A 26,805-nucleotide genomic window follows, 5' to 3' on the forward strand; every position below is an offset into this window, starting at 1 on the left:
ACATACTATTTGATTTTTACAGCATACGCAGCGCGCGGCCGCTGCGCAAGTTTTATTCAGGCAGAGGTAAAATCGGGCAACTGATGATAAACCGGCCAGCTAAAGCAGAAGCGGGCGCCGCCGAGAGGGCTGGCCTCACAGCGCACGTCACCGCCCATCGCCTGGGCAATACTGTGCACAATCGCCAGGCCGAGGCCGCAACCTCCTGTCGCCCGATCGCGGCTGGGGTCAAGACGGACAAAGGGCTCAAACACCCGCTCGCGCTCTTCGGGAGCGATTCCCGGGCCGTCATCCTCGACCTGCAGCGACGCGCGCGGACCCTGCAGGGTCAGGCTGACCGCCACCCGCTGGGTGCTGTAGCGCAGGGCGTTATTCACCAGATTATCCAGTACCCGCTCCATCAGCCGCATATCCAGCGCGCCGTAGTTGCCGTGGGTCAGCGTCGCCAGAGCGACCTCGCGCTGCGGGTTGACCATCTGGATATCCTCGACGTGATCGCTGATCCAGGCGGGAAAGTCAGGCGTCGTCAGGCTGAGTTCCGTCTGCGGGCGGTCGAGGCGGGCGTAGGTCAGGAGCTCTTCAATCAGCGCCTCCAGCTGGCCGATATCGCGGTTCAGCGCTTGCGATTCCGCCTCGGTGAGGTTTTCGCTCATCTCCAGACGGTAGCGCAGGCGGACCAGCGGCGTCCTGAGCTCATGGGCGATACCGTCAATCAACTGCTTCTTACTGGCAATGAGGGCGTTAATGTTATCGGCCATCTGGTTAAAGGCCACGCCGAGCCGTTCAAAGCTGGACATGCTGTCAAAATGAATGCGCTCGCTGAAGTGGCCCTCGCCAAAGCGCTGGGCAGCGGTTTCAATGCGCAACATGTCCTGCCAGTGCGGACGCATCCAGATAAACACCGGAAAGGCCAGCGAGATAGCAATAAACGCCATCAGCGCCACGTCCAGCAGGCGCATTTCATGCAGAAAATAGAGATAAGGCACCGGGCCCACCGACAGCACATAATGGCTGCGGGGAATACGCTGAATAAAGGTGTACTGGTCATCCAGCGCGACAATATCGCCGGCGCGCAGGTGCTGCATCGAGCTTTCCGACAGCTTAAATTTGCTCATTGGTTCGATGTGCAGATCGAACGACAGGTTCAGATCCAGCTCTTTGAGCGTCTTGCTCCAGTCGCGCGGCGGAATTTCCCGCAGCTCGCTGCGCATCAGATACAGCGAACTTTTCATCAAATCGTCCAGCGACTGTCGTCCGGCGCGCTCAGCGGTAAATTTATAGACCAGACCGACCAGCATGGTCATTACCAGAAAGCAAACGAAGAGCAAAAGATAGAACTGCACAAACAGCTTTTTCATTAAATCTCACTTAAATCAGAATGTTAATTACCTATCTTTTGCCTTCATGGCGCGGTGTGGTATGTGTCTTTCCGCTAAAGCGGTGATGCAGGAACGAAACCAGACCGCAGTCCAGGGCGTTTGTCACGGCAGAATATACCGCAAAATCACTTCTACGTTTCACGCCCGGTTTAATGCGCTATCAAAGCAGGGTTCACCCTCACTGACAACATCCCTTACGCATAAATAATGACGCAGCCCTTATAAGCGCAGCAGTCCGCCATCCACCACATACTGGCTACCCGTCACATACCTGGCATCATCCGATAATAAAAACAGCGCAACCGCCGCCGCTTCCTCCGGCGTTCCCTGGCGTTTTAGCGGCACGGTAGCCCTAATCTGCTCATCATACTGCTCGCGGAAGGGGACGGGGATCGCGTCAAGCAGAGGGGTATCGATTGCCCCGGGGACCAGCGCGTTAACTCTGATCCCGCGGGCGGCGAAGGCTGTTGCCCAGCTGCGAACCAGGGCCAGCTGCGCGCCTTTGCTGGCGGCATAGAGCGCCGCCAGTGGCGTGCCTTCGTAGGCGGCCGTAGAGGCGGTGATGACCACCGAGGCTCCGCTCTTTAAAAAACGCGAAAGTGCGGCGATTTGCAGGACAGCGGAACGGACGTTGTTGGCCATGATGGTATCGAACTGCGTTTCGGTGGTATTTTCCACCGTAGAAAAGGCGAGCTGCCCGGCGTTCAGCCACAGGCCATCCAGCATGCCAAATGATTCTACAGACTCGGCGAGGGCATGCGCCGCCTCAGGTTTCGCGCCATCGTTCTGAAGAAACCAGGCGCGCTCGGGCAGCAATGTGCGTAACGACGCCAGTTTTTGCTGATGGCGTCCGGTCAGCATCACTTCGCCCCCTTCATCAATAATGCGCATTGCCCCCGCCAGACCAATACCGCTGCTCGCCCCTGTAATCACAATTTTCTTACCTGAGAACCGTCCCATTGTCTCTCCCGTACCGCGTGAGTGTTGAGTTAACTCACACTAGAACAATGAAAATTTATTGTAAAACGACCATCTTTGGGGGCCCGGCGTGTTGCGCTTTGCCATCTTTGTGGCGCCGGTATACCCGGTATAGGTCGCGTCATCCGGGATGATATCGGCCGGGAATATCTGAATTAGTGACGTTGTCACAAATTAATTATAACCACCAGACCTGCATTACCCTGGAGCGTTGAGCGGGGTATCGCTACTCGCGAAAGTAGGGAATATCCACCGGATAGAGGGTCGTCAGACTCAGCAGACGACAGCGCACCAGCTTTTCCGTTTTGGCATACCAGTAAGCAAATTCGCCGGTGGTCTGGTGGTAAATCATCTGATCGAGGTTGGCAAACGGGATCACCAGCAGCGGTCCCTGGCGAACGTGGCCGCCTCCCGTTTCAAAGTGATGCTGTCCCCAGGATTGCTGGGTATGTTCATAGCGGTGGAGGATCACCTCGATTTGCCCGCGCTGTGGACAGAGGAGTCGAATATCGGCGTTGTCGAGGGAAAAAGCCCAACCAGAGAGTGAAGTGAAGAGTGAGAGTGCCAAAAGTACAACGTATTTCATCATGCAAAAGTCCTGTGTTTTCAGGCTTTATGCCACTCTGATAACAGTAAGTCCTTGAGCACAATCATATTGAAGGCTTATGTGATGGGGAACTGTACGGCTAAATCTATTGATTTACGCAATATGACTAATTCGCAGCGGGCAGCGGGCGCGCAGAGGGAAACCCGCGCAGTTGCCCTAAGCAATAAAAGTTGAGGTGGTTACTGTCGGGGAGTGCGCCATAAAACGGGCCCCTCGCAGGGCCGCGGGAGAAGCTTAGTTGTCCCAGGCGTGTGGGGCGAACAGGTAGCCTTTGTTGCGAACGGTCTTAATACGATAGGGCTCCGTGGCGTTGTCGAGCAGTTTTTTGCGCAGGCGGGAGATAGCCACGTCAACGCTGCGATCCATCCCGTCGTAGGTGACGCCGCGTAAATTTTTCAGCAGCGCGTCGCGGTCCATAATTTGCCCGGCGTGGGTGGCCAGTTCCCACAGCAGATCGAAATCGGCCGTCGACAATGCGACGTTTTCTCCGCCAAGCAGCACCTGGCGGTTGACCGGGTCAATGGTCAGCGAACCAAAGGAGATGGTTTTGTGCGGCGTGAGCGTTGCCGGGGTACCGGCGCCGGCGCCCGCCGGAGCGATATGCTGGCGTAAATGCAGACGCAGTCGCGCGAGAAGCACCGCTGGCGGTGTGGTTTTCAGGATATAATCGCTGGCGCCCATCTCCAGGGAGAGGATATGGTTCATGTCGCTGTCGAGTGAGGTCAGCAGGACAATGGGCCCTTGCCATTGCCCGCGCAGATCGCGGCAGAGCGTCATCCCGTCTTTGCCGGGCAGCATAATGTCCAGCAGCACGAGGTCCGGTTTCTCCCGCGCGATCACGTCCTCTGCGCGGTCGCCGCGAGGCTCGACCACCACCTCCATATCATGCTTGCCGAGATAGGCGGCGATCAGCGCCCCAACCTCAGGGTCATCCTCAACAAAAACGATTTTATTCATGTCTATTGCACATCAGTAAAAGAAGTAACATACACTGCGTCTATTTTACCCGCCATTACTCTTTTATAAACAGCGCTATTTCCGCTATGCTGCGCTAACTTGTTGATTCATTGTTAAGGCATAAGGACATGGGGCTGTTAATCAAAGGGCTGCTGGGTGCGCTGGTGGTGGTGCTGATTGGCGTGCTGGCAAAAACGAAAAATTACGCTCTCGCCGGGCTGATCCCGCTGTTTCCTACCTTTGCGCTCATCGCCCACTATATCGTCGCCAGCGAGCGCGGTATTGAAGCCCTGCGCGCCACCATCGTGTTCGGCATGTGGTCGATTATTCCCTATTTTGTCTATTTGGTATCGCTGTGGTACTTCACCGGGATCATGCGCCTGCCGTTGGCGCTGGCAGGCGCGGTGGGATGCTGGGGGCTATGCGCCTGGCTGTTAATCCTGGGCTGGAACCACTTCCACTAGCGCAGCGGGCGGCCGCCGTCGACGGCGAAGGACCGGCCGGTGACGTAGCGGCTGGTAAACAGATAGTCGATAAGGTCGCTAATCTCTTTTTCGCCTGGGGCGATTTTCATCAGCGATTTATCCAGCGCCTGCTGACGATAGGCTTCGTCGTCACCCTCATTAAACATAATCAGCGACGGGGCGATGGCGTTGACCTTGATCTCCGGCGCCAGCTTGCGGGCGAAGGAGCGGGTCATATTGTCCAGCGCGGCTTTGCTGGCGGCGTAGGCGATATGTTTATCGCTGCCGCGCTCCACGACGTAATCGGTAATATGGATAATATCACTGGCGGCATGGCCGTGGCCGCGCAGCAGATCCTCCAGCGCGTGGTTGAGCAGATAGGGGGCATGGACGTGGATCTGCATCATGCGGTTGATCACTGTGCTCAGCGCTACCCCCGGCTTCTCCGCCATCCAGTCGCTGGCGTTGTGGATGATGGCGCGCAGGCCGCTGGTGTGCGATTTGACCGCTTCGGCGAAGGTCAGTATGCCGTCATCGCTGCTGAAATCGGCCTGCAGACAGAGGGCGCCCGCGTCGCGCAGGCCATCGATCGCCGGATAGGGCGTGCGATAGCTGACGATGACCGGCTGGTGTTGCAGCAGAAAATGGTGTGCCAGCGCGAGACCGATGCGGCGGCCTCCTCCTGTGATCAGAACCGGGCGGGGCTGTTGTTCAGCCATGGGTATCTCCTATGCGTTCTGCGGCAGGGCGAGCGCTTACCCCACCAGCATCCACGTTGCCGGCACAGCGGCAACCAGCAATAAACCAATTAGCGCCAATTCGCGGCGTTTGAGCGAACGATCGTGCTGGTGCGTACGTCGAGCGTACAAAAAGACCAGAAGACCCGGAGCGTAAAGTACCACCGACAACAGCAAATGCACAGGTCCCGACGCGTATAATAACCATAAGCCATAAATGCAGGCGCCGATACCCACCGCTTTGTGCAGCGGGCGAGTGGCGATTTTCAGCAGAAAGGCGCCGACCAGCAGATAGGGAACGAGGATCATCTCTGAGGCGATGGTCAGCAGGGTGCCGTAGTCCGACCCGGTCAACCAGATCAGCACCAGCGATACCTGAACGCTGATATTGGTCAGCCACAGCGAGGCGGACGGGGCATTGTTGCTGTTCTGGCGGGCAAACAGGCGCGGGAAGGCTTTATGCGTGGCGGCCAGGAAAGGCACTTCCGCAGCCATAATCGTCCAGCTCAGGTAGGCGCCACACACCGACACGATCAGGCCCGCCGCAATCACGATTTCTCCCCACGAACCCATCATGTTGACCATCAGTCCCGCCATCGACGGGTTACGCATACCGGCCAGTTCGCTGCGCGGCACCACGCCCAGCGACAGCAGGGTGACCAGCAGATAGACCGTGAGGGCGGAGAGCACCGCCAGCAGCGTTGCGCGACCGACATCGCGCTTGTGTCGGGCGCGGGCAGAAACCACGACGGCACCTTCCACGCCAATAAACACCCACAGGGTGATCAGCATGGTGTTTTTAACCTGCTCCCACACGGGGATTCCCAGCGCCAGTCCGCGGAAATCGAGGCGGAACGTATCCAGCTGGAAGGCCAGGGCGGCGAGCGCGATAAACGCGCCCAGCGGCAGGAGTTTGGCGAGGGTGGCCACCAGGTTAATCCCCGCCGCCGTCTGCACGCCGCGCAGGACCAGAAAATGGACAACCCACAGCAAAACCGAAGCGCCAGCGATAGACTGCCAGGTGTTGCCATCGCCAAACAGGCGCAGCTCAGGGGTATCGGTGAAGAAACTGAGCGCCGAAAAGACGATGACCAGATAGGAGACGTTGGCGATCACCGCGCAGAGCCAGTATCCCCAGGCGGAACAGAAGCCAATCAGCTCACCGAACCCTTCGCGGGCGTAGGTGAAGATCCCGCCGTCGAGGTCGGGGCGAATGCGGGTTAACAGCAGCATGGCGAAGGCGAGGAACAGGATCCCGACGCCGGTGATGGCCCAGCCGATAAGCAAAGCGGAGGGGCTGGCTACGGCAGCCATATTTTGCGGCAAACTGAATACGCCAGCGCCGAGCATTGAGCTAAGGACCAGGGCGGTCAGGGCGCTCAGGCCCAGTTTCTTTTCCATTGCATTCCCGAGGTGAAAATGGCTGTTCCAGAATATTTATTTTGCGAAATCGCATAAAAATGGAGGATTGCGCTAAGGCGCGGGATTTTACGGAGTGTCCGGGAGCCATGCAATGGCGGGGGATGAAAAAAAATGAAAAGGCGGCATTGCGCCGCCTTTTTAGCCAGTCAGCAGTGATTATTTGTACAAATCAGCGCTGATGGTGATGTTGCCGCCGCGTTCCTGCCACTGACGGGTGATGTGGTAGTACTTCGCCCCTTTCTTCGCCGCGCGTTTCGCCGTCTGATAGGAGATTTCCGTCATGTTGCCGTAGTTGCCGGTGAACTGGATATTATCGAACGGCACCATTTGCGCCGCGGTCACTTTGTTCACTTCTTCCACTTTGGTGCCGTCCGGCAGCGTGACAGTGTAACGCCCGCCTTTGGAAGACTGGGTCTCGAAGAAACGACCGACGCCAGTGCCTGAGCCCACAGCCGCGGTGGTGGCGACGCCCGGGATTTCCACGTTTTTCGCGGCTTCACCGCCTTTGGCCAGCGCCGCGCGACCGGCGTCAGAGTCTGCCGGGATGGCGTCCGGGCTCTGCAGCACGCGTTTTTCAGCATCTTTTTTATAGATATAAGCGGTAATGCGCTGGTTGCCGCCCTGGTTGGCATCCACCTGGCGCACGATAAAGAACGCATAGGCGCCTTTCGCTTTTGCCGCTTTGGTGATGGCATCATTGACTTCCGGCTGGCTGCGATAGAAGCCCTGAACGGTGACAGTGTCGTAAGGCATCAGCGTCACGGCCTGATCTTTCGGCAGTTCTACCACGCCATTGATGATGCGATTTTTCGGCGCATCCGCTTGCGGCGCGTTGTCTTTATAGAGGTCAGCCGTGACGCGCCAGTTGCCGCCATTGCCGTAGTCCGACGTGTCGACAACATAGAATGAGGCCGCGCCGTCTTTGTCGGCTTTACGCGATACCGCCTGTACCGCGTCGCCAATGGCATTAAACCGGCCGGTGACGACAACGCGATCGTAGGGCTTCAGCGCAGCCGCCTGCTCCGGGGTCAACTCGGTCGCTGCATGGGCAGACAACGTGGCGGTTGTCAGGAGAGCAGACGCCAGGAGGGTGTTTTTAAGCTTCATAAAAATAATCCTTTGCCTTGCGCAAACCATATACTGGTGTTGTTGTTGACTGAAAACGTTTGATTATTGCATTTAATCGTTGTGACTGTCTGCGTCATTTTTTGCTTGCCGCCCGAATCGTATACTACGGAAAGATAACATTTTTCGATATGTTGAAAAAACAGCCGCTTGACCAGCAAAAACGATAATCGATACCACTTTTATTAGTTAACGTAATGTTAATACAATGATCTCAATGGCGATAAATGGCGTTTTATCACGCTGGATAAGCGGATTATCAGGCCTGAGTGAGAAATTCAGGTAAATATTGCTGCCCGGAACCATCTGTGCTGACAATAAGCAATAAAATCAAAATTTCTGTTTTATCGCTGTAGATCACAATCGCTATTTTCAGTAGGTTATAAAAAGTTTGTTACTGTTTCATTTTGCAGACAGCGGAAGATGGCGAGGAAGATTTCGCCGTCTTGTCGTTGTTGGTCAGAAAAGTAAACCATCATCAAAAACCGATGGAAGGGAAAACTATGCGTATTGGTGTACCACAAGAGAGGCTAGCCCAGGAGACCCGGGCCGCCGCCACGCCGAAGACCGTTGAGCAATTGCTTAAACTCGGCTTTAGCGTCGCGGTAGAAAGCGGGGCCGGGAAACTGGCCAGCTTTGACGATGCCGCCTTTACCCAGGCAGGGGCTGAGATCGTCGCGGGCAACGAGGTCTGGCAGTCTGACGTCATCCTCAAGGTCAATGCTCCAAATGACGATGAAATTGCACTGCTGAATCCGGGAACCACGCTGATAAGTTTTATCTGGCCTGCGCAAAACCCGCAGCTGATGGAAAAACTGGCGGCCCGTAATATCAACGTGATGGCGATGGATTCGGTGCCGCGTATTTCTCGCGCCCAGTCGCTGGATGCGCTCAGTTCAATGGCAAACATTGCCGGCTACCGTGCAATCGTGGAAGCGGCCCATGAATTCGGCCGTTTCTTTACCGGACAGATTACGGCGGCAGGCAAAGTTCCGCCCGCGAAGGTGATGGTCATCGGCGCCGGGGTGGCCGGTCTGGCTGCGATTGGCGCCGCCAACAGCCTGGGCGCTATCGTCCGCGCCTTCGATACCCGTCCGGAAGTGAAGGAGCAGGTGCAGAGTATGGGCGCCGAGTTCCTCGAGCTGGACTTTAAAGAGGAAGCCGGCAGCGGCGACGGCTACGCCAAGGTGATGTCTGAGGCCTTTATTAAGGCCGAAATGGCGCTGTTCGCCGCCCAGGCGAAAGATGTCGATATCATCGTCACCACGGCGTTAATTCCGGGTAAACCGGCACCGAAACTGATCACCCGCGAGATGGTCGACTCCATGAAGTCGGGCAGCGTGGTGGTCGACCTCGCCTCGCAAAATGGCGGCAACTGTGAGTACACCGTGCCCGGCGAAGTGGTCACCACCGCCAACGGCGTGAAAATTATTGGTTACACCGATCTGCCGGGCCGTCTGCCGACCCAGTCTTCCCAGCTCTACGGTACCAACCTGGTTAACCTGCTGAAGCTGCTGTGCAAAGAGAAAGATGGCAACATTGTTATCGATTTCGATGACGTGGTGGTGCGCGGCGTGACCGTAGTGCGCGAAGGCGAAATCACCTGGCCGGCGCCGCCGATTCAGGTCTCCGTTCAGCCGCAGGCTGCAGCGAAAAAAGTGGAAGCGCCGAAAGAAGCGGCAAAACCGGTGTCCCCATGGCGTAAATATGCCCTGATAGCGCTGGCGATTATCCTCTTCGGCTGGCTGGCGAACGTCGCGCCAAAAGAGTTTCTTGGCCATTTCACCGTCTTCGCGCTGGCCTGCGTAGTAGGTTACTACGTGGTATGGAACGTCTCCCATGCGCTGCATACGCCGCTGATGTCGGTGACGAACGCGATTTCGGGCATTATCGTTGTTGGTGCGTTGTTGCAGATAGGCCACGGGGGCTGGGTCAGCTTCCTGAGCTTTATCGCGGTACTGATCGCCAGCATTAATATTTTCGGTGGTTTTACCGTGACTCAGCGCATGCTGAAAATGTTTCGCAAAGGATAAGGGGTAGCACATGTCTGGTGGATTAGTTACAGCTGCATACATTGTTGCCGCAATCCTGTTTATTTTCAGCCTGGCGGGTCTGTCGAAACACGAAACGTCGCAGCAGGGCAACTATTTCGGCATCGCCGGGATGGCTATCGCCCTGATCGCCACGATTCTGGGGCCGGACGCCGGCAACGTCGGTTGGATCATCCTCGCGATGGTGATCGGTGGGGCGATCGGTATTCGTCTGGCGAAAAAGGTCGAGATGACCGAGATGCCGGAGCTGGTGGCTATCCTGCACAGCTTCGTGGGCCTGGCGGCGGTGCTGGTGGGTTTTAACAGCTACCTGCAGCATGAAACCGGGATGGAGCAGATTCTGGTCAATATCCATTTGACCGAAGTGTTCCTCGGCATCTTCATCGGTGCAGTCACCTTCACCGGTTCGGTGGTGGCGTTTGGTAAACTGCGCGGCAAAATTTCCTCGAAGCCGCTGATGCTGCCCAATCGCCATAAGCTGAACCTGGCGGCGCTGGTGGTCTCCTTCGTGCTGATGGTGATTTTTGTTCGCGCCGACAGCACTGGTACCCAGGTCCTGTGCCTGCTGGTGATGACCGCGATCGCGCTGGCCTTCGGCTGGCACCTGGTGGCTTCTATCGGCGGCGCGGATATGCCGGTGGTGGTTTCCATGCTCAACTCCTACTCGGGCTGGGCGGCAGCGGCAGCGGGCTTTATGCTGAGCAATGACCTGCTGATCGTCACCGGCGCGCTGGTGGGTTCTTCCGGTGCCATCCTCTCTTACATTATGTGTAAGGCGATGAACCGCTCCTTTATCAGCGTGATTGCTGGCGGCTTCGGCACCGATGGGTCTTCCAGCGGCGGCGATGAAGAAGTGGGCGAACATCGCGAGATTAGCGCGGAAGAGACAGCGGAGATGCTGAAAAACTCGCAGTCGGTGATCATCACCCCTGGCTACGGTATGGCGGTGGCCCAGGCGCAGTATCCGGTGGCAGAAATTACCGAGAAGCTGCGGGCGCGGGGTATCAAAGTACGCTTTGGTATTCACCCGGTGGCCGGGCGTCTGCCGGGGCATATGAACGTGCTGCTGGCGGAAGCCAAAGTGCCTTACGACATCGTGCTGGAGATGGATGAGATCAACGATGATTTCAGCGATACCGACACCGTGCTGGTGATTGGCGCCAACGACACCGTCAACCCGGCGGCGCAGGACGACCCGAAGAGCCCTATCGCGGGTATGCCAGTGTTGGAAGTCTGGAAAGCGCAGAACGTGGTGGTCTTTAAGCGTTCGATGAACACTGGCTACGCCGGCGTACAGAACCCGCTGTTCTTCAAAGAGAACACCCATATGCTGTTTGGGGATGCGAAAGCCAGCGTCGATGCGATCCTGAAAGCGCTGTAATGTAGCACGCTTGTTTTACAACGTTTGTTTATAAGCCGTCTCCTGTGAGACGGCTTTTTTATATGCGGAGAGATGCCTGGAATTGTTCATAAAATAAGCGGTGAGAGATGATATAATGTCCCGGTTATTACATCAGACAGAGGATATTATGGATACCGAGTTAACCCCAACGCAGATGGCCATCGAATTCTTACGCCGCGACACTACCGTCATGACCCCAGCGCAGTATCTGAAAAAGCTGAAACTGCTGGAGCTGGAGTTTGCTGACCTGATGGCGCTCTCATCGCTGGAGCTGAAAGAAGAGATCGATCTGGCCTGGCGTCTGGGTATCCACTAAGCCATTCTCGCTGGACAGTGACAGGGGCCGCCAGCGGCCCTTTTTTTGTGCCTGACTGGCAGCAAGCAAAAAAAAAATCCCCCGCGAGGCGGGGGAAGATGAGCGGTACGAGAAGAGGGTTAATCGTCGTCGTCGTCGTCCAGTTCCACCGGCGTCTGATAGGCCTCCGGTTTGAGTACCAGCAGGTCACAGCGCAGATGATCGACCACCTGTTCCGCGGTATTGCCGAGGAACGCCGCTGACAGGCCGGTACGTCCGACCGTTCCCAGCACCACGATCCCCGCCTGCAGATGCTCGGCGAGATCCGGGATCACCTCCTCAGGCAGGCCTTTTTCCACGTGGGTGAATTTCTCATCGATGCCAAACTTCTGCCGCAGCGCTTTCATCGCCAGCAGGTGCTGACCGCGAATGGCGTCGTTGTAGACGCTGGGATCAAAATCCGGAAGCTCAATCGCGATATTGATGGGGGTCACCGGGTAGGCGCCGATGAGATGTACTTCGGTATGGTTGACTTCTTGCGCCAGCGACAGCGTTTCCCGAACCAGCTTTTCGTTCAGGGTGTTGTGATAATTCTCTTCGCTGGCGAGATTGACCGCGACCAGCGCTTTGCCACCTTCCGGCCACGGTTGGTCTTTTACCATCCACACCGGGCAGGGGCACTTACGCAACAGATGCCAGTCGGTGGGGGTGAAGATCACTGCCTCCAGTTTGTCGTGCTGGTGGGCCATCTTCAACAGCAGGTCGTGTTTCTCGCTAATAACTTCCTGAATAATGGCTTCGAAGGGGCGGTTGTGCCACACCACTTTTACGTCGATCGGCACACCCGATTCAATATAGAATTTCGCCTGCTCGCGTATCCAGGCTGTACGTTGGGCAATAACGCCCTGACGCATCGCCGTGCGTTCGTCCGGCGACAGCAGGGTGGTCATTTCATAAGAAAAATCATAGATCGGCAAAAAGGCTTTGATGCGTCCACCAATCCGTTGGTGCAAGTACACCGCGCGCCTAAGTGCCGGCTGGTCGTCCTGGTTAGGATCGATTACTACCAGCATGCTCTGATACTTCGCCATACAGGGTCTCCTTACAACTGCAGCTACCGTCAGTTACTAAAAAGATAACCTATATGGATGAATTGAAACAGGGGAGGAGCCTGGTCAGATCAACAAATCTTAAAAAATTGCCGATCGTGACCAGGTGGTGCGCAGAGATTAAGCGACGTTGCGCGCCTGACCGGCCAGCTGGGCCAGCAGATCGCTGTTTTCAATGGTGATGTATTTGCCTTTCACCGCCAGCATGCCGCTTTTCTGGAAACGCCCCAGCAGACGGCTGATGGTTTCGACAGTGAGGCCGAGATAGTTGCCAATGTCGCCGCGGGTCATGGTCAGGCGGAACTCACGCGGTGAGAAACCGCGCTGGGCGAAACGACGAGAGAGGTTGTAGATAAACGCCGCCAGACGCTCTTCGGCATTCTTTTTGGAAAGCAGCAGGATCATATCCTGGTCGCCTTTAATCTCACCGCTCATCAGGCGCATCATCTGCTGACGCAGATTCGGCATTTTTCCGGAAAGATCGTCAAGGGTTTCAAAGGGGATTTCGCAGACCATCGAGGTTTCCAGCGCCTGCGCAAAGCTCGGGTGCAGACCGGTGCCGATGGCGTCGAAGCCCACCAGATCGCCCGCCAGATGGAAGCCGGTGATCTGCTCATCACCTTGCTCAGTGATGGTGTAGCTTTTGATGGTCCCGGAGCGAATAGCGTACAACGACTTCAGCTCATCACCGGCTTTGAACAAGGTTTGACCTTTCTGGATTGGCTTTTTCCGCTCGATAATATTATCCAGCTGATCAAGCTCATGCTCGTTCAGAGTAAAGGGGATGCAGAGCTGGCTGATACTGCAATCCTGACAATGGATAGCACAACCGCCAGACTGAATGCGTCGAATAATTCGCTTCTCAGGGATCATATGTCTGCTCAGGCCTTAATTGATATTGGTCAATTTTAACATCTTTTTGATCAGCAGGTAAGTCTTCAGACCCGGAAACACGTAATATCAGCAGGGTAAATCAAAATGGCTGTATATCTGATTGATAAGCAATAGATTATTTCGCTATGTTTGATTGTAAAATTACCTGAAGATTCCAGAAAAGGCATTTTCAGTCAAAGTAAAAGATACCCTTCATGGCGCAATAACCACTCTTTTCGCTGCACGCCCCCGGCATAGCCGGTCAGGGTGCCGTTACGCCCGATGACCCGATGGCAGGGCACCACGATACTCACCGGATTGGCGCCATTGGCGGCGCCCACCGCGCGCGCGGCGCCGGGGCGTCCGAGCGCCTCGGCCAGTTGGCCATAGTGCATCACCTGGCCGCAGGGGATATCGCGTAACGCCTGCCAGACCTGGCGCTGGAACGGGGTGCCGGCGGTGGCGGTAGCCAGGGTATCGATAATCGCCAGATCGCCGGCGAAATAGTCGTTCAGCTTACTGCTGAGGCCGCCTGGGTTGCGGCAGTCGACGCGCTGATAGCCTTCCCGTCGATAGTGAACGTCGAGCAGGGTTTCCATCCGATCGCGGTGCTCGTCCCACTCGACGGCGCGCAAATTAAACTGTTCGTCGCAAAGTACCCACAGCGGCCCCAGCGGGGTATCCATTTTATCCTGCAGCAAGGTCAACATCGTTTCTGTCATCCACCATCGTACATGAGGGGCACACGATACCACGCGCTGACGACAGTCAACTATACTCCCAAAAGATAAAGCCGCATCACGGGCTGGCGCTCTGCCTAAGCCACGATGATTTATTTTTGGATCGATCCTGGCGGGTTATCGGGCATGGTTTTTGCTACTTTTTAACTGACGATACCGGTGCTTCACGCGCCTGGTAGGGTGCCGACGCCTCAGCGCGGCGCTGTTAATCACTCAGAGGTGGGGCTATGCAATATATACTGACTGGCGTACTGGTATTGATCATCAGCGGCTTAGCGATCCACGGTCTGACCCTGGTGTTTGAAAGGGTGTACAAAGCGCTTTTCTATAAATTAGCCAGTGTGGATCATGCGGCCAGCAAAGTGAAAACGAAGGTGTCGCGTTAAGGCTATACGGCCATCCCTGGCCTGCCAGCAGGTTAAGGAAGACGCGGATAGATGCCCGGGCCGATCGGCAGTCCCACCAGATACCATCCCACCAGCAACAGCAGCCAGACGGCGAGAAAAATCAGCGGGTAAGGGAGCACCAGCGAGTAGTAGGTGCCGAGGCGGGCATCCGGTCGGTAGCGCTGTAGGAAGCCGAGAAACAGCGGCACAAACGGCGACACCGGCGCCAGCGGCAGCACCGATGAATCGGCGATGCGAAACAGGATCTGCGCAAAGGCCGGGTGAAAGCCCAGCAGCATAAACATCGGCACGAAGATCGGCGCCAGAATCGACCAGATGGCCGAGCCGCTGGCGATAAACATACACAGAAAAGCCGACAGCAGCGCGAGCCCGACAAACGCCGGGACGCCGTTCATCCCGGCGCTCTCCAGCAGGTCCGTCAGACCGACGGCCATAAACTTGCCCATGTTGCTCCAGTTGAACATCGCCACGAACTGCGCCAGCGGGAAGACCATCACGATAAACCCGGCCATCTCTTTCATCGGCTCAATCATCAGCTGCGGCAGGTCGGCCTGGCGGCGAATTTTGCCGGTGGCGATGCCGTATGCCAGCGACACGACAAAGAAGAAAAAGATAATCAGCGGCACGATGCCTTTGATAAACGGCGAGGGCATGACCGTATGTTGAACCGGGTCGCGAAGAATACCGTTCTCGGGGACCACCATCAGGGCGACGACCGCCACGAATACCAGCGTTGCCACGCCGGCGATGCGCAGGCCGAAACGCTCCTCGGGCGTCAGCGTCTGCAGCTTTTCATCACGACTGCCTTGCCACTGGCCCAGCCGCGGCTCCACCAGCTTATCGGTGATCAGTCCGCCGACGAGCGTCAGAACGATCACCGAGGTCGCCATAAAGTACCAGTTGTCGATCACGCTGACGTGCAAAGAGGCATCGATGGATTTTGCCGCCTCGGTGCTGATCCCCGAGAGCAGTACGTCGGTGGTGACGATCAGTAAATTGGCGGTAAAGCCGCAGCCCACACCGGCAATCGCCGCCAACAGGCCGGCGACAGGATGCCGACCGACGGCGAGGAACATCAGCGCGCCCAGCGGCGGCATAATTACCAGCGCCGCGTCAGAAGAGATATGGCTGAAGAAGGCGATAAACAGCACCATATAGCTGGCATATCGGGCGCTGACGTGAGAGGCCATCTTCACCATCAGCGCGGGTAACAGGCCCACCCGCTCGGCGAAGCCGGCGCCCAGCACCAGGGCGAGGATCGCCCCCAGCGGCGCGAAACCGCTGAAGTTTTTAATGACGTTGGGCAAAAACCAGTGCAACCCTTCCACGCTGAGCAGATTTTTGACCACCACCCGTGAACCATCCGTAGGGTTCTGCACCCCGACGTTGAAGGCGGAAAGTATCGCCGTGGCCGCGATCAGCGCCACGATAAGATAGATAAACAGCAAAAACGGGTGCGGGACTTTGTTACCGATCTTCTCTACCCAGCCATAGCGCTTTCCGCCGGGGGAAGACGACGGTATGGATGACATACTCATGGGCGTTCCTCTGTTGTCGTTGTTGTGTTGGGCAGGCCTGCTCCCGTACTGCCGGCGGTTATTATGGTCGGTGCGTGCCGCGATGCCGGTCAGCGTTGGCCAGGAGTAGCCTGTCTTAAGTGGTTATCGTAAAACGGACGGACTCACCTCCGCCGGGATCGGGCAACGATAGGGGCGTTCGGCCAGTACCTGCCTGAGTTCTTGTTGGCTGGCCGCCAGCAGGGCGCTGTCGCTGAATAAACGGATCGCGGTCGCCGCGAGCACTTTCCCCGCCAGCAACATCCCTTTATGGGCAATGGAGGTTCTGCCCTGGCTCACCAGCTGCCAGCTGTGCAGCGGGGTTCCCACCGCGAAGCACGGGCTGAAGCACTGAGCCACCGGCGCTTTCCAGCTGACATCGCCGACGTCAGTGGAGCCGGCGAGGACGTTATCCGTGGCCGCCCAGGGCGCCACCTCATCAATCAGCAGCGTGTCGCGGTGGCGACGAGCGAACGTTTTGCCTTCCTCCCCACTGGTGCCGGCAATATTGTTCAGGCTGTTGTTAATATCGTTGGCGCTGAGGGTGGCGCGTATCGCCGCGGCAAAAGCGCGCTCCTTGTCGCTCCAGGCGGGGGTACCGTAATGACAGACCGCCTGATACATCGCCGCCTCAAGCGTGCGGTTGGGGAGATAGCTGGAGCAGGCTTTTTCAAAGCGGCAGCTGACCTGAGTCTCGGTCATCAGCGCGGCCCCCTGAGCAATCTTCTCGATGCGGGCGAAGATCTGCTCCGCGTCGGCCATCTCCGGCGCACGGATCAGATACAGCACTTCCGCCTGAGCCTGCACCACGTTGGGCGAGACACCGCCGGTATCGGTAATGGCATAATGGACCCGCGCCTTCTCGATGATATGTTCATTGAGGAAGTTGCTGCCGGTGGTCATCAGAGTGACGGCATCCAGCGCGCTCCGGCCCAGGTGCGGCGAATTCGCAGCGTGGGCGGCGGTGCCGGTAAAACGCCATGCCGCCTGAATATTGGCGAGGGTGCGGGTGCTGAACATCCCGGCCCAGGCTTCCGGATGCCAGGTCAGCGCCGCATCGACATCATCAAACAACCCTTCGCGCACCATAAAGGTTTTTCCCGATCCGCCTTCCTCGCCGGGACAACCATAGAAGCGCAGCGTGCCCGCGCCGCCATGCTGTTGCAGCCAGGCTTTGGCGGCGACCGCCGCGGCGAATGCCGCCGTACCGAGCAGATTGTGCCCGCAGCCGTGGCCGTTGGCTCCCGGTGTCGAGGGTGTCGGTTCCGCGCAGTGGGCCTGCTGGCTGAGGCCCGCCAGGGCGTCAAATTCGCCGAGCAGGGCAATGACCGGTTGGCCTTCGCCGACGCTGGCGATAAAGGCATTCGGGATCCCACCCGCATCGCGAGTGAGCTGGAAACCTTCTGCCTCCAGCGCATCCGCCAGGCGTTGGGCGGACCAGTACTCCTCAAAGCGGGTCTCCGGGTGATCCCAGATGTCATCGGCGATGGCGCAGTACGCCTCGCGTCGCGTCTCAATCATCTCGTCCACAAACTGAAAAATGGCTTCCATTACACCCCCCGCTGCCAGGGAAAGTTAAGCGCGATACGCGCCAGAGTTTCTACCGCTAGCGCCATGACGCTCTCGTCGAAGTCAAACTTCTCGTTGTGGTGACCGGCGCTCAGTTCGGTGCCGAAAATCATGTACGAGGCGAGGCCGCCGCGCGCCTGGACCCGGGCCATCATCAGGGTGGCGTCTTCCGAGCCCGCCGGGGCGGCGATACGATCCACCGCCTGTTGCACGCCGGGCACCCGGGCGGCCTGTTCGCGCAGATAGTCCACCCACGCCGGCGACGGCGCGCTGGCGGTCGCCGCGCCCATCATGCGTAGTTCGTAGCGGGCTTCGTACATCGCCGCCGCCCCGGCGATGACGTGCTGCGCCCGCTCGAACACGTACTGGTTAATGGCTTCGCTTTCACCGCGGGTTTCCACTTTTAACAGCGCGGAAGAGGGCACCACGTTGCGCCCGGTGCCCGCCTGCATCACCCCGACGTTGACCCGCGAGGCGCCGGCGCTGTGCGGCGGGATGGCGTGCAGGCCAAGAGCGGCCTGGGCGGCGGCCAGCAGCGCGTTGCGCCCCTCCTCCGGCTTGCCGCCGGCGTGGGCGGCCACGCCGCTGAACTGCACGTCGAATTTAGTGGTGGCCATAAAGTTGTCGCCGCCGCAGACGACGGTACCTGCCGGCACACCGGTCCCGATATGGATCGCCGTGAAATAATCCACGTCATCCACCACGCCGGCGGCCACCATCGCCCGGGCGCCGCGGGTGCCCTCTTCAGCGGGCTGGAAAATCAGTTTGATCACCCCGTTGAGTTGCGCGGCATACTGCTTCAGGACATGCGCCAGGCCCAGCCCGATGGCGGTATGGCCATCATGGCCGCAGGCGTGCATCATGCCGGCGTTGCAGGAGGCGAAATGGTCGCGATGAGGGCGGTGGCTGTCGTCGTGCTGTTCATTGAGGTCAAGGGCATCCATATCGACGCGGAAGGCCAGGGTTGGGCCGGGCCGCCCGGTGTCGAGCGTGGCGACCACGCCGGCGAAACCGCCTTCAAACGCCGGCAGCCAGCGTTCCGGCGCGCCCTGTTCGCGGGCGCGCTCGAAAGCCTGGGCCAGGGTATCCTCGTCCGGCAGCCCCATCCGGCTATCGGCATCGATGACATCGCGCCCCAGCGCCAGCTGATAGCCGAGCCCGTCGAGGATCTCCGCCACCTTGCTGGCAGTGCGGAATTCCAGCCAGCCGGATTCCGCGTGCAGGTGAAAATCACGGCGCCATTGGATCATGGCCGGCACCAGCTGGTGGAGGTATTCATCAAGTTGCGGCATAGCTCATCCTGTCATAAGTAAAAAATGTGACGGTGTTCACGATGTGATAGCTTTTGTTTATCACTTGCGTTTTACAGGCCGTATCCCACTTAACCTGCCACAGCCTGATGGATTACAGTAGATGTGAATTTCTTCTGTCTGATAAACAATGGTTATCACCGAAAGCATGGCATTTCAGATTAAATTTCATCATATCCGCGCCTTCGTCGAAGTGGCCCGGGAAGGGAGTATTCGCGGTGCCAGCCGGGCGCTGGCGGTCTCGCAGCCGGCCCTGACCAAAGCGATTAAAGAGCTGGAGGAGGGGCTTTCCGCCCAGCTGTTCGTGCGCCGCAGTCAGGGGGTGGCGCTGACCGAAAACGGCGAAAGCTTTTACCAACATGCGAGCTTGATCCTTGAGGAGCTGCGGGCGGCGCAGGACGAACTGCTGCAGCGTCAGGGCGAGCAGGCCGGGCAAATTAATATTGGCCTTGGCGCCAGCGTCGCCCGGTCGCTGATGCCGTCGGTGATCTGTCGCTTTCATCAGCAGCATCCGCAGGTAAAGGTGCGGATCATGGAGGGCCAGCTGCTGGCGATGATCAATGAGCTGCGCCAGGGAGAGCTGGATTTCACCATCAATACCTATTACCCCGGGCCGTACGACCATGAGTTCAGCTTTGAGAAACTGTTTGAGAAACCGTTCGCGGTGTTTGCCCGCGCGGGACATCCGGCGGCGCAGGCCACCTCGCTGGGGGAGTTGATGGATCACCACTGGACCATGCCGACGCCGCGCGGCAGCTACTTTAAACAGCTGCAGGACCGGCTTAATCAGGCCGGGTTAGCGCCTAAGGTAGATATTGTTTGCGAAACCTTCTCGTCGTGCATTAGCCTGGTGGTGAAAAGTGATTTTCTCAGCATCCTGCCGGTGGAGCTCGGCAACGATCCGCTGATGGCGGACAAGCTGGTGATGATCTCTGTCCGCGACGTCTTGCCGACGGCCACCTATTATCTGATCCAGCGGCGCGATACCCGGCAGACGCCATTAACGGCGTCGTTAATCACGCTGTTTCGCCGCCAAAGCCGACAATTGTTTCCTTAATCGCCCGTCGCGCTCACTTTGCCAGCGAACGCGGCTAAACGCGTTGAGGGGGGAGCGCCGGGCGGCTATAGTAGCTGGCGACAGCCGCTGGAGGAGAGCCCATGAACCTTGATGACAAATCCCTGTTTCTTGACGCCATGGAAGATGTCCAGCCTCTGAAACGTAAAAATGACGTGCACTGGCATCCCGGGCGCAACAGCCGGGCCCCGCAGCGCGTCGATACCCTGCAACTGGATAATTTTCTCACCACCGGCTATCTCGATATCGTGCCGCTCGCCACGCCGCTGGAGTTTAAGCGTGAAGGGCTGCAGAGCGGCGTGCTGGATAAGCTGCGGCGGGGGAAATACAGCCAGCAGGCGAGCCTCTCCCTGCTGCGCCAGCCGGTGGAACAGTGCCGACAGATGCTCTTCGCCTTTATGGTGCAGGCGCAGAAAGAGGGGTTACGTAATGTGCTGATCGTTCACGGCAAAGGCCGCGACGACCAGTCCCACGCCAATATTATCCGCAGCTATCTGGCGCGCTGGCTGGAAGAGCTGCCGGAGGTGCAGGCCTTCTGCGCCGCGCTTCCACATCATGGCGGCAGCGGCGCCTGCTATGTCGCGCTGCGTAAATCGGCCGAGGCGAAGCAGGAGACCTGGGAGCAGCACGCCAAGCGCAGTCGTTAGCGCAGAAGCAGCGTCAGCTCGCGGGCGGCTTTTTGCAGCTCCGGCAGCACGCGATCGATCATCTCGCGGGCCGACATCTGGCCCGCATGCACCCCAACGTTCAGCGCCGCCTGGACCTGCCCCTGAGCGTTAAACAGCGGTACCGCGAGGGAGCGCAGGCCCATCTCCAGCTCCTGGTCGTTGAGGGCATACCCCTGCTGATGCACCCGTTTCAGTTCTGTGCGCAGCTTCGCCACCGAATCCACCGTCTGCGGGGTGTAGCGGATCATGGTCACCCGAGCCAGCATGTCGTTGAGCTTCTCCTCCGGCTGATGGCTGAGCAGCACCCGGCCCATCGAGGTCGCCCAGGCCGGAAGGCGGCTGCCGATATCCAGGTCGATGGTCATAATCCGCGAGCTGGAGGCGCGGGCGATATACAGAATATCGTCCCCGTCGAGGGTGGCGATGGAGCAGGACTCGTTGAGCATTTCGCTCAGATGTCGCAGCACCGGCTGCGCCGAACGCGCCAGCGGCGTCGAGGCCAGCCAGGCGTGGCCCAGCGCCAGGATCCGCGGTCGCAGCTGGAAATTCTTACCGTCTTCGGCATACACGAACCCCAGCTTGCTCAGGGTATACAGGCAGCGGCGCACCGCCGCGCGCGGAATGCCGGTCTTCTGGCTGATCTGCGAGATAGACAGCAGGGGCCGCTGCGGCGTGAACGCCTGAATCACCTCCAGGCCGCGCGCCAGGGAGGCCATAAAGTTAGGATCGCCCTTAAACGGATCGCCGTCGCCGGTCAGTAAATCGTCTGGATGCTTGTCCATTTCTGTTCCCCATATTTGCCATCGATCACATTCTTTCGCTAAAGATAACCGATGTTCGATTATCGCACCATATTTCGATTATCGCCCTTGACCGACATCGTTAAGCGGGTCACATTTTGTGCGAACAACGAATAAAAGTGCGATTACCGCACATCACTGGAGCGACCTGATGATTGATAAAAGCGTATCGACGCTGAGCGAGGCCATCGCCGGGATCCACGACGGGGCGACTATTATGATCGGCGGCTTTGGTCCCGCCGGCCAGCCGACCTTTCTGATTGACGCCCTGATTGACCAGGGCGCCCGCGACCTGACCATCATTAATAACAACGCCGGCAACGGGGAAGTGGGTCTCGCGGCGCTGCTGAAAGCCGGGCGAGTACGCAAGATGATCTGCTCCTTCCCGCGCCAGGTGGATTCCCAGATTTTCGATGACCTCTATCGCCGCGGCAAAGTGGAGCTGGAGCTGGTGCCGCAGGGTAACCTCGCGGCGCGGATCCAGGCGGCTGGCGCCGGGCTGGGGGCAGTGTTTACCCCCACCGGCTACGGCACACCGCTGGCGGAAGGCAAGGAGACGCGGGAAATCGATGGTCGCCATTACGTACTGGAATATCCGATTAAAGCCGATTTCGCGCTGATTAAGGCCCATCAGGGCGACCGCTGGGGCAACCTGGTCTATCGCAAGGCGGCGCGCAACTTTGGCCCGATCATGGCGACGGCGGCGAAAACCACCATCGTCGAGGTCTCGCAGCTGGTGCCGCTGGGCGACCTCGACCCGGAACACATCATCACCCCCGGCATTTTCGTCCAGCGAGTCTTCTCGCTGGAAAACCTGACTGCCGCACAACGCGCCTGAGGAGCCCGAGATGCAAAAACTGACCCGTGACGAAATGGCCCAGCGCGTGGCCCGCGATATTCCCGAAGGCGCTTACGTCAACCTCGGCATCGGCCTGCCGACCCGCATTGCCAATTACCTGCCCGCCGACAAAGAAGTGTTCCTGCACAGCGAAAACGGCCTGTTGGGGATGGGGCCGAAACCGCAGCCCGGGGAAGAAGATCCCGAGCTGATCAATGCCGGTAAAGAGTATGTCACCCTCCTGCAGGGCGGCTGCTATTTCCACCACGGCGACTCCTTCGCCATGATGCGCGGCGGCCATCTCGATATCTGCGTGCTGGGGGCCTATCAGGTCTCCGCCAGCGGCGACCTCGCGAACTGGAGCACCGGTGCGCCGGATGCGATCCCGGCCGTTGGCGGGGCGATGGATCTGGCCATCGGCGCCCGCCAGGTGTTCGTGATGATGGACCACCTGACCCGTGACGGCGAGTGCAAGCTGGTGGCGCAGTGCAGCTACCCGCTGACCGGCGTCGGCTGCGTCAGCCGGATCTATACCGACCTGGCGGTGATCGACATCACCGACCGCGGCCCGGTGGTACGTGAAATCTTTAACGGTCTCTCTTTTGAAGAGCTGCAGCGCATCACTCCGGTGGCGCTGACCTTTGAACAACTGGCGGAAAGCGCGTAAGGAACCTATGATGAATCAGGCATTTATCTGTGATGCGGTACGTACACCCTTTGGCCGTTTCGGTGGTACCCTGGCGACGATGCGCGCCGACGACCTCGCGGCGCTGCCATTAAAAGCCCTGCTGGAGCGTAACCCGGGACTGGATCCCTCGCGCATTGACGATGTGATCTTTGGCTGCGCCAACCAGGCCGGGGAAGATAACCGCAACGTGGCGCGGATGGCGCTGCTGCTGGCCGGGCTGCCGGAGAGCGTGCCCGGGAGCACCATCAACCGCCTGTGCGGTTCCAGCCTCGATGCGATCGGCGTCGCGGCGCGGGCGATTAAAAGCGGCGAGACGCAGCTGATGATCGCCGGTGGCGTGGAGAGCATGTCCCGCGCGCCGTTTGTGATGGGGAAAGCAGAGAGCGCCTTTAGCCGCAGCATGCAGATGGAGGATACCACCATCGGCTGGCGCTTTATTAACCCGCAGATGAAAGCCCTGTACGGCGTGCATTCCATGCCGGAGACGGCGGAAAACGTCGCCGATGAGTTTGCCATTTCCCGTGCCGATCAGGACGCGTTCGCCTTACGCAGTCAACTGCGTACCGCCGCGGCGCAGGAGGCGGGGCGTTTCGCCGATGAGCTGATCGCCGTCCAGGTGCCGCAGCGTAAAGGCGAGCCACTGCTGTTTAGCCGCGATGAGCACCCGCGCAGTACCTCGCTGGAGGCGCTGGCTAAACTGCGCGGCGTGGTGCGCGCCGACGGCAGCGTCACCGCCGGTAACGCCTCCGGCGTTAACGATGGCGCCTGTGCGCTGCTGCTGGCCAGCGAGACGGCGCTGGCGGCTCACGATCTTCAACCGCTGGCCCGGGTGGTCGGCGTGGCGACGGCGGGTGTTGCGCCGCGGATCATGGGCTTTGGCCCGGCGCCCGCGGTGCGTAAGGTGCTGGCGCAGACCGGCCTGACATTAGCCCAGATGGATGTCATCGAACTGAATGAAGCCTTCGCCGCTCAGGCGCTGGCGGTGACCCGTGATCTGGGCTTACCGGATGATGCCGCCCACGTGAACCCTAACGGCGGGGCGATCGCGCTGGGCCACCCGCTCGGTGCCTCCGGCGGCCGGCTGGCGATGACCGCGGCTTATCAGCTGAAACGGACCGGCGGCCGCTACGCCCTGTGCACCATGTGCATCGGCGTCGGACAGGGGATCGCCCTGATTATTGAACGTGTTTAAGGAGCCAGAATGAGTTTGTTGACCCCAATGCTGCGCAGCAGTCCGCTGACCGACTGGTTCAGCGACGCGCAGCGGGTGCAGGGCATGATGGATTTTGAAGCGGCGCTGGCGCAGGCGCAGGCCGTCTGCGGGATGGTGCCGCCGGAAGCGGTCGGGCCGATTGTCGCGGCCTGCCGCCACGAGACCATCGATTTTGCCGCGCTGGGCGAGGCGGCGGTGGGGGCCGGTAACCTGGCGATCCCGCTGGTGAAACAGCTGACGGTACAGGTAAAAGCGCGGGATCCCGAGGCTGCGCGTTACGTCCACTGGGGCGCCACCAGTCAGGACGCCATCGACACCGGACTGGTGCTCCAGCTGCGCGGGGCGCTGGATGCCGCTGAGACCTTGCTTGAGCAGCTGTTGGCTGCCCTGGCTCTCCAGGCGGATCGTTATCGCGATACTGTTATGCCGGGTCGGACCTGGATGCAGCATGCGCTGCCGGTGACCTTTGGCCTGAAGCTGGCGGGCACCCTCGACGCGCTCCTGCGCTGGCAGCAGCGGCTGCGCGAGATGCGTCCGCGGCTGCTGGTGCTGCAGTTTGGCGGCGCCGCGGGCACTCTGGACGCGCTAAAAGAGAAAGGGCCGGCGGTTGGCCAGGCGCTGGCGCAGATCCTCGGTTTGTCGCTGCCGGATACCCCGTGGCACAGCCAGCGCGATCGGCTGCTGGAGGCGGGCGCCTGGTTTGCCGGTGTCTGCGGTACCCTGGGGAAATTCGCTAACGACTTCTCCCTGCTGATGCAGACCGAAGTGGCTGAGGTCGGCGAGCCGGTGGCGGAAGGCCGCGGCGGCTCATCGACGATGCCGCATAAGCGCAATCCGGTGGCCTGCGCGGCGATCCTGACCGCCGCCCAGCGTACGCCGGGGCTGATGGCGACCCTCTACGCCAGCCAGCTCCAGCAGCACGAGCGGGCGCTGGGCGGCTGGCAGGCGGAGTGGGAGACGCTGCCGGATCTGATTACTCTGGTGGGCGGGGCGCTGGCGCAAAGCGAAGCGCTGGTGCGCGATATGCAGGTCTTCCCGCAGAAAATGCGCGCCGATCTCGATATCACCCATGGGCTGATCATGGCCGAGGCGGTGACCCTGGCGCTGGCGGAATTCATCGGCAAAGCCGAGGCGCATCATCATATCGAGGCGCTGTGCCGTCAGGCGCTGGACCGTCACTCTCCGCTGGTCGATCTGCTCGCGGCTGACCCACAGGTCAGTCAGTATCTCTCTCGTGAACGCTTAACCACGCTGCTGGACCCGGCAACGGCGACCGGCAGCGCTGAACGCTTTGTGCGCCAGGTGCTGGCGCGTTATCAGGAGCAACGTGATGAATCTTGATTATCAACTCGACGGGCCGGAGGGCGCGCCGGTTATCGTCCTCTCCAACTCGCTGGGCACCACCCGGGCGATGTGGCAGCCGCAGATCGAGGCGTTAACCGCCCATTTTCGGGTGCTGCGCTATGACACCCACGGTCACGGTAATACGACGAAAAATGGCAAAGTGACCCTCGCCCAGCTGGGGGAAGATGTGATTGCGCTGCTCGATCACCTGAATATCGACCGCGCCTGGTTCTGCGGGATCTCGATGGGCGGTCTGACCGGCCTGTGGCTGGGACGCTTTGCGCCAGAACGTTTTTATGGTCTGGCCGTTGCCAACACCGCGGCGCGCATTGGCGATCAGGCCAGCTGGCTGTCGCGGGCGCGGGCGGTACGCCAGGAGGGAATGGCGGTGGTGGCCGCCGGGGCGGCGGATCGCTGGTTCACTCATGCGTTTCGCCAGAAGGCGCCGGAGGTGGTGGAGGCGCTATGCCACCAGTTAACCCATACCGACGTCGAAGGCTATGCCGCCTGCTGCGAGGCGCTGGCCGCCGCCGACCTGCGGGGCGAAGTGGGGCAGATCCCGCTGCCGACATTAATTATCGCCGGTGAAAGTGACCCTGTCACTACGGTCAGTGACGCCAGTTTCCTGCAGCAGCAGATCCCTGCTTCCCAGGTGGTGGTGCTGGCGGCATCGCATCTGTCAAACATTGAGGCGCCGAAAAGCTTTACTTCGGCGCTGCTGAGCTTTTTCCAGGGGGAACGCCATGGAGGATAAACAGCGCTATCAGGACGGGATGGCGGTGCGGCGCAAAGTGTTGGGCGACGCCCACGTCGACCGTACCCTGCAGCATCTGACGCCGTTGAATGACGAGTTTCAGGACTTTATCACCCGCTACGCCTGGGGTGAGACCTGGACCCGTCCGGGGCTCGACCACCACACCCGCAGCATGATCACCATTGCCATGCTGATTGCTCTCAATCGCGAGGCGGAGCTGAAGATGCATCTGCGCGCGTCGTTTAACAACGGGGTGACCCGCGATGAGCTGAAAGAGTTGATCATGCACTCTGCGCTGTACTGTGGGCTGCCGGCGGCGAATGCCACGATGCATCTGGCGCAGCAGGTGTTTGACGACATCGACGCCGCGCAGGGTTGAGTCGTCGTCCGAGCCGGATTGCCCGGCAGTCGTTGTAGGCCGGGTAAGGCGCAGCCGCCACCCGG

The 26,805-nt window shown here is 59.3% G+C and carries 27 protein-coding genes; 13 read left to right on the top strand and 14 right to left on the bottom strand.

Annotation, left to right across the window (positions count from 1 at the left end):
• Positions 1-56: 56 nt before the first annotated feature.
• From rstB to rstA, 4 genes are all read right to left on the bottom strand, one after another.
• Positions 57-1,358, bottom strand: a complete 1,302-nt coding sequence (rstB, locus tag HMPREF3142_RS20680) for a two-component system sensor histidine kinase RstB (RefSeq protein ID WP_008805073.1) — start codon at positions 1,356-1,358, stop codon at positions 57-59.
• A gap of 240 nt (positions 1,359-1,598) precedes the next feature.
• Positions 1,599-2,339 carry an SDR family oxidoreductase gene (locus tag HMPREF3142_RS20685; protein ID WP_032735481.1) on the bottom strand — a complete coding sequence of 247 codons (741 nt, stop codon included), beginning with the start codon at positions 2,337-2,339 and terminating at the stop codon, positions 1,599-1,601.
• A 244-nt stretch (positions 2,340-2,583) separates the two neighbouring features.
• A complete protein-coding gene (locus HMPREF3142_RS20690; RefSeq protein WP_008805071.1) occupies positions 2,584-2,946 on the bottom strand; it encodes a hypothetical protein in 363 nt (120 codons plus the stop codon).
• Between the two features lie 252 nt (positions 2,947-3,198).
• A complete protein-coding gene (rstA, locus tag HMPREF3142_RS20695) occupies positions 3,199-3,921 on the bottom strand; it encodes a two-component system response regulator RstA (protein WP_008805070.1) in 723 nt (240 codons plus the stop codon).
• 128 nt (positions 3,922-4,049) lie between these two features.
• Here rstA and HMPREF3142_RS20700 point away from each other — a divergent pair, with 128 nt between their 5' ends.
• Positions 4,050-4,385: a GlpM family protein gene (locus tag HMPREF3142_RS20700; RefSeq protein WP_008805069.1), complete on the top strand. Its 336-nt coding sequence runs from the start codon at positions 4,050-4,052 to the stop codon at positions 4,383-4,385.
• On the opposite strand, the gene folM is transcribed toward HMPREF3142_RS20700, so the two are convergent.
• From folM to ydgH, 3 genes are all read right to left on the bottom strand, one after another.
• Positions 4,382-5,104: a dihydromonapterin reductase gene (gene folM / locus HMPREF3142_RS20705; protein ID WP_012541894.1), complete on the bottom strand. Its 723-nt coding sequence runs from the start codon at positions 5,102-5,104 to the stop codon at positions 4,382-4,384. The two genes, HMPREF3142_RS20700 and folM, sit on opposite strands and share 4 nt — an antisense overlap.
• 36 nt (positions 5,105-5,140) lie before the next feature.
• Positions 5,141-6,523 (bottom strand): amino acid permease, encoded by a 1,383-nt coding sequence (locus tag HMPREF3142_RS20710; RefSeq protein ID WP_012541893.1) that lies wholly within the window; start codon positions 6,521-6,523, stop codon positions 5,141-5,143.
• A 177-nt stretch (positions 6,524-6,700) separates the two neighbouring features.
• On the bottom strand, positions 6,701-7,651 hold the full coding sequence (gene ydgH, locus HMPREF3142_RS20715; RefSeq protein ID WP_008805066.1) for a DUF1471 family protein YdgH: 951 nt from the start codon (positions 7,649-7,651) through the stop codon (positions 6,701-6,703).
• A gap of 521 nt (positions 7,652-8,172) precedes the next feature.
• Here ydgH and pntA point away from each other — a divergent pair.
• The 3 genes from pntA (at position 8,173) to HMPREF3142_RS20730 (ending at position 11,438) form a co-directional block, all read left to right on the top strand.
• The gene (gene pntA / locus HMPREF3142_RS20720) at positions 8,173-9,702 is read left to right on the top strand and encodes a Re/Si-specific NAD(P)(+) transhydrogenase subunit alpha (RefSeq protein ID WP_070612524.1); all 1,530 of its coding nucleotides are present in this window, start codon (positions 8,173-8,175) and stop codon (positions 9,700-9,702) included.
• A 10-nt stretch (positions 9,703-9,712) separates the two neighbouring features.
• Positions 9,713-11,101: a Re/Si-specific NAD(P)(+) transhydrogenase subunit beta gene (gene pntB / locus HMPREF3142_RS20725; RefSeq protein WP_012541888.1), complete on the top strand. Its 1,389-nt coding sequence runs from the start codon at positions 9,713-9,715 to the stop codon at positions 11,099-11,101.
• Between the two features lie 148 nt (positions 11,102-11,249).
• Positions 11,250-11,438, top strand: coding sequence for a YdiH family protein (locus HMPREF3142_RS20730; protein ID WP_004887037.1), 189 nt, complete (start codon positions 11,250-11,252; stop codon positions 11,436-11,438).
• Positions 11,439-11,557: 119 nt separating this feature from the next.
• Here the strand turns inward: HMPREF3142_RS20730 and uspE are convergent, their stop codons facing one another.
• The 3 genes from uspE to ogt form a co-directional block, all read right to left on the bottom strand.
• Positions 11,558-12,508, bottom strand: coding sequence for a universal stress protein UspE (gene uspE, locus HMPREF3142_RS20735; protein WP_008805063.1), 951 nt, complete (start codon positions 12,506-12,508; stop codon positions 11,558-11,560).
• A gap of 138 nt (positions 12,509-12,646) precedes the next feature.
• Complete coding sequence (fnr, locus tag HMPREF3142_RS20740) at positions 12,647-13,399, bottom strand: fumarate/nitrate reduction transcriptional regulator Fnr (RefSeq protein WP_002903394.1); 753 nt, start codon at positions 13,397-13,399, stop codon at positions 12,647-12,649.
• Between the two features lie 194 nt (positions 13,400-13,593).
• Entirely contained in the window at positions 13,594-14,109 is a 516-nt protein-coding gene (gene ogt / locus HMPREF3142_RS20745) for a methylated-DNA--[protein]-cysteine S-methyltransferase (protein WP_012541887.1), read from the bottom strand.
• A 257-nt stretch (positions 14,110-14,366) separates the two neighbouring features.
• Between ogt and HMPREF3142_RS20750 the strand changes: the two genes are divergently transcribed.
• Positions 14,367-14,525 (top strand): hypothetical protein, encoded by a 159-nt coding sequence (locus tag HMPREF3142_RS20750; protein ID WP_012541886.1) that lies wholly within the window; start codon positions 14,367-14,369, stop codon positions 14,523-14,525.
• Between the two features lie 32 nt (positions 14,526-14,557).
• On the opposite strand, the gene abgT is transcribed toward HMPREF3142_RS20750, so the two are convergent.
• The 3 genes from abgT to HMPREF3142_RS20765 all read right to left on the bottom strand — a co-directional run bounded on the left by abgT (position 14,558) and on the right by HMPREF3142_RS20765 (position 18,963).
• Positions 14,558-16,084 (bottom strand): p-aminobenzoyl-glutamate transporter, encoded by a 1,527-nt coding sequence (abgT, locus tag HMPREF3142_RS20755; protein WP_022065675.1) that lies wholly within the window; start codon positions 16,082-16,084, stop codon positions 14,558-14,560.
• Between the two features lie 123 nt (positions 16,085-16,207).
• Positions 16,208-17,653, bottom strand: a complete 1,446-nt coding sequence (locus HMPREF3142_RS20760; protein ID WP_048267868.1) for a M20 family metallopeptidase — start codon at positions 17,651-17,653, stop codon at positions 16,208-16,210.
• The gene (locus tag HMPREF3142_RS20765) at positions 17,653-18,963 is read right to left on the bottom strand and encodes a M20 family metallo-hydrolase (protein WP_048267869.1); all 1,311 of its coding nucleotides are present in this window, start codon (positions 18,961-18,963) and stop codon (positions 17,653-17,655) included. Before HMPREF3142_RS20765 ends, HMPREF3142_RS20760 begins: the two co-directional genes overlap by 1 nt.
• 166 nt (positions 18,964-19,129) lie before the next feature.
• On the opposite strand from HMPREF3142_RS20765, the gene HMPREF3142_RS20770 reads away from it, so the two are divergent.
• Together HMPREF3142_RS20770 and smrA are read left to right on the top strand one after the other, a co-directional pair.
• Positions 19,130-20,038 carry a LysR family transcriptional regulator gene (locus HMPREF3142_RS20770; protein WP_048268029.1) on the top strand — a complete coding sequence of 303 codons (909 nt, stop codon included), beginning with the start codon at positions 19,130-19,132 and terminating at the stop codon, positions 20,036-20,038.
• A gap of 101 nt (positions 20,039-20,139) precedes the next feature.
• Positions 20,140-20,703: a DNA endonuclease SmrA gene (gene smrA, locus HMPREF3142_RS20775; RefSeq protein WP_008805056.1), complete on the top strand. Its 564-nt coding sequence runs from the start codon at positions 20,140-20,142 to the stop codon at positions 20,701-20,703.
• On the opposite strand, the gene HMPREF3142_RS20780 is transcribed toward smrA, so the two are convergent.
• Entirely contained in the window at positions 20,700-21,506 is an 807-nt protein-coding gene (locus tag HMPREF3142_RS20780) for an IclR family transcriptional regulator domain-containing protein (protein ID WP_012541880.1), read from the bottom strand. The genes smrA and HMPREF3142_RS20780 overlap by 4 nt on opposite strands.
• A 169-nt stretch (positions 21,507-21,675) precedes the next feature.
• Here HMPREF3142_RS20780 and HMPREF3142_RS20785 point away from each other — a divergent pair, with 169 nt between their 5' ends.
• The 6 genes from HMPREF3142_RS20785 to pcaC are packed head-to-tail and all read left to right on the top strand — an operon-like array spanning position 21,676 to position 26,740.
• Positions 21,676-22,362 carry a 3-oxoacid CoA-transferase subunit A gene (locus tag HMPREF3142_RS20785; protein ID WP_008805054.1) on the top strand — a complete coding sequence of 229 codons (687 nt, stop codon included), beginning with the start codon at positions 21,676-21,678 and terminating at the stop codon, positions 22,360-22,362.
• Between the two features lie 10 nt (positions 22,363-22,372).
• Positions 22,373-23,029, top strand: coding sequence for a 3-oxoacid CoA-transferase subunit B (locus HMPREF3142_RS20790; RefSeq protein WP_012541879.1), 657 nt, complete (start codon positions 22,373-22,375; stop codon positions 23,027-23,029).
• Positions 23,030-23,039: 10 nt separating this feature from the next.
• The gene (pcaF, locus tag HMPREF3142_RS20795) at positions 23,040-24,242 is read left to right on the top strand and encodes a 3-oxoadipyl-CoA thiolase (protein WP_008805052.1); all 1,203 of its coding nucleotides are present in this window, start codon (positions 23,040-23,042) and stop codon (positions 24,240-24,242) included.
• A gap of 9 nt (positions 24,243-24,251) precedes the next feature.
• Positions 24,252-25,604, top strand: a complete 1,353-nt coding sequence (locus HMPREF3142_RS20800) for a 3-carboxy-cis,cis-muconate cycloisomerase (RefSeq protein WP_023297538.1) — start codon at positions 24,252-24,254, stop codon at positions 25,602-25,604.
• Positions 25,594-26,361, top strand: coding sequence for a 3-oxoadipate enol-lactonase (gene pcaD / locus HMPREF3142_RS20805; protein WP_012968330.1), 768 nt, complete (start codon positions 25,594-25,596; stop codon positions 26,359-26,361). Before HMPREF3142_RS20800 ends, pcaD begins: the two co-directional genes overlap by 11 nt.
• Positions 26,351-26,740 (top strand): 4-carboxymuconolactone decarboxylase, encoded by a 390-nt coding sequence (gene pcaC / locus HMPREF3142_RS20810; RefSeq protein WP_012968329.1) that lies wholly within the window; start codon positions 26,351-26,353, stop codon positions 26,738-26,740. The genes pcaD and pcaC overlap by 11 nt, the downstream gene beginning before the upstream one ends.
• Positions 26,741-26,805 lie beyond the last annotated feature (65 nt).

Origin of the sequence: Klebsiella sp. HMSC16C06, assembly GCF_001808325.1 — a bacterium.
Lineage (GTDB): Bacteria > Pseudomonadota > Gammaproteobacteria > Enterobacterales > Enterobacteriaceae > Klebsiella > Klebsiella variicola.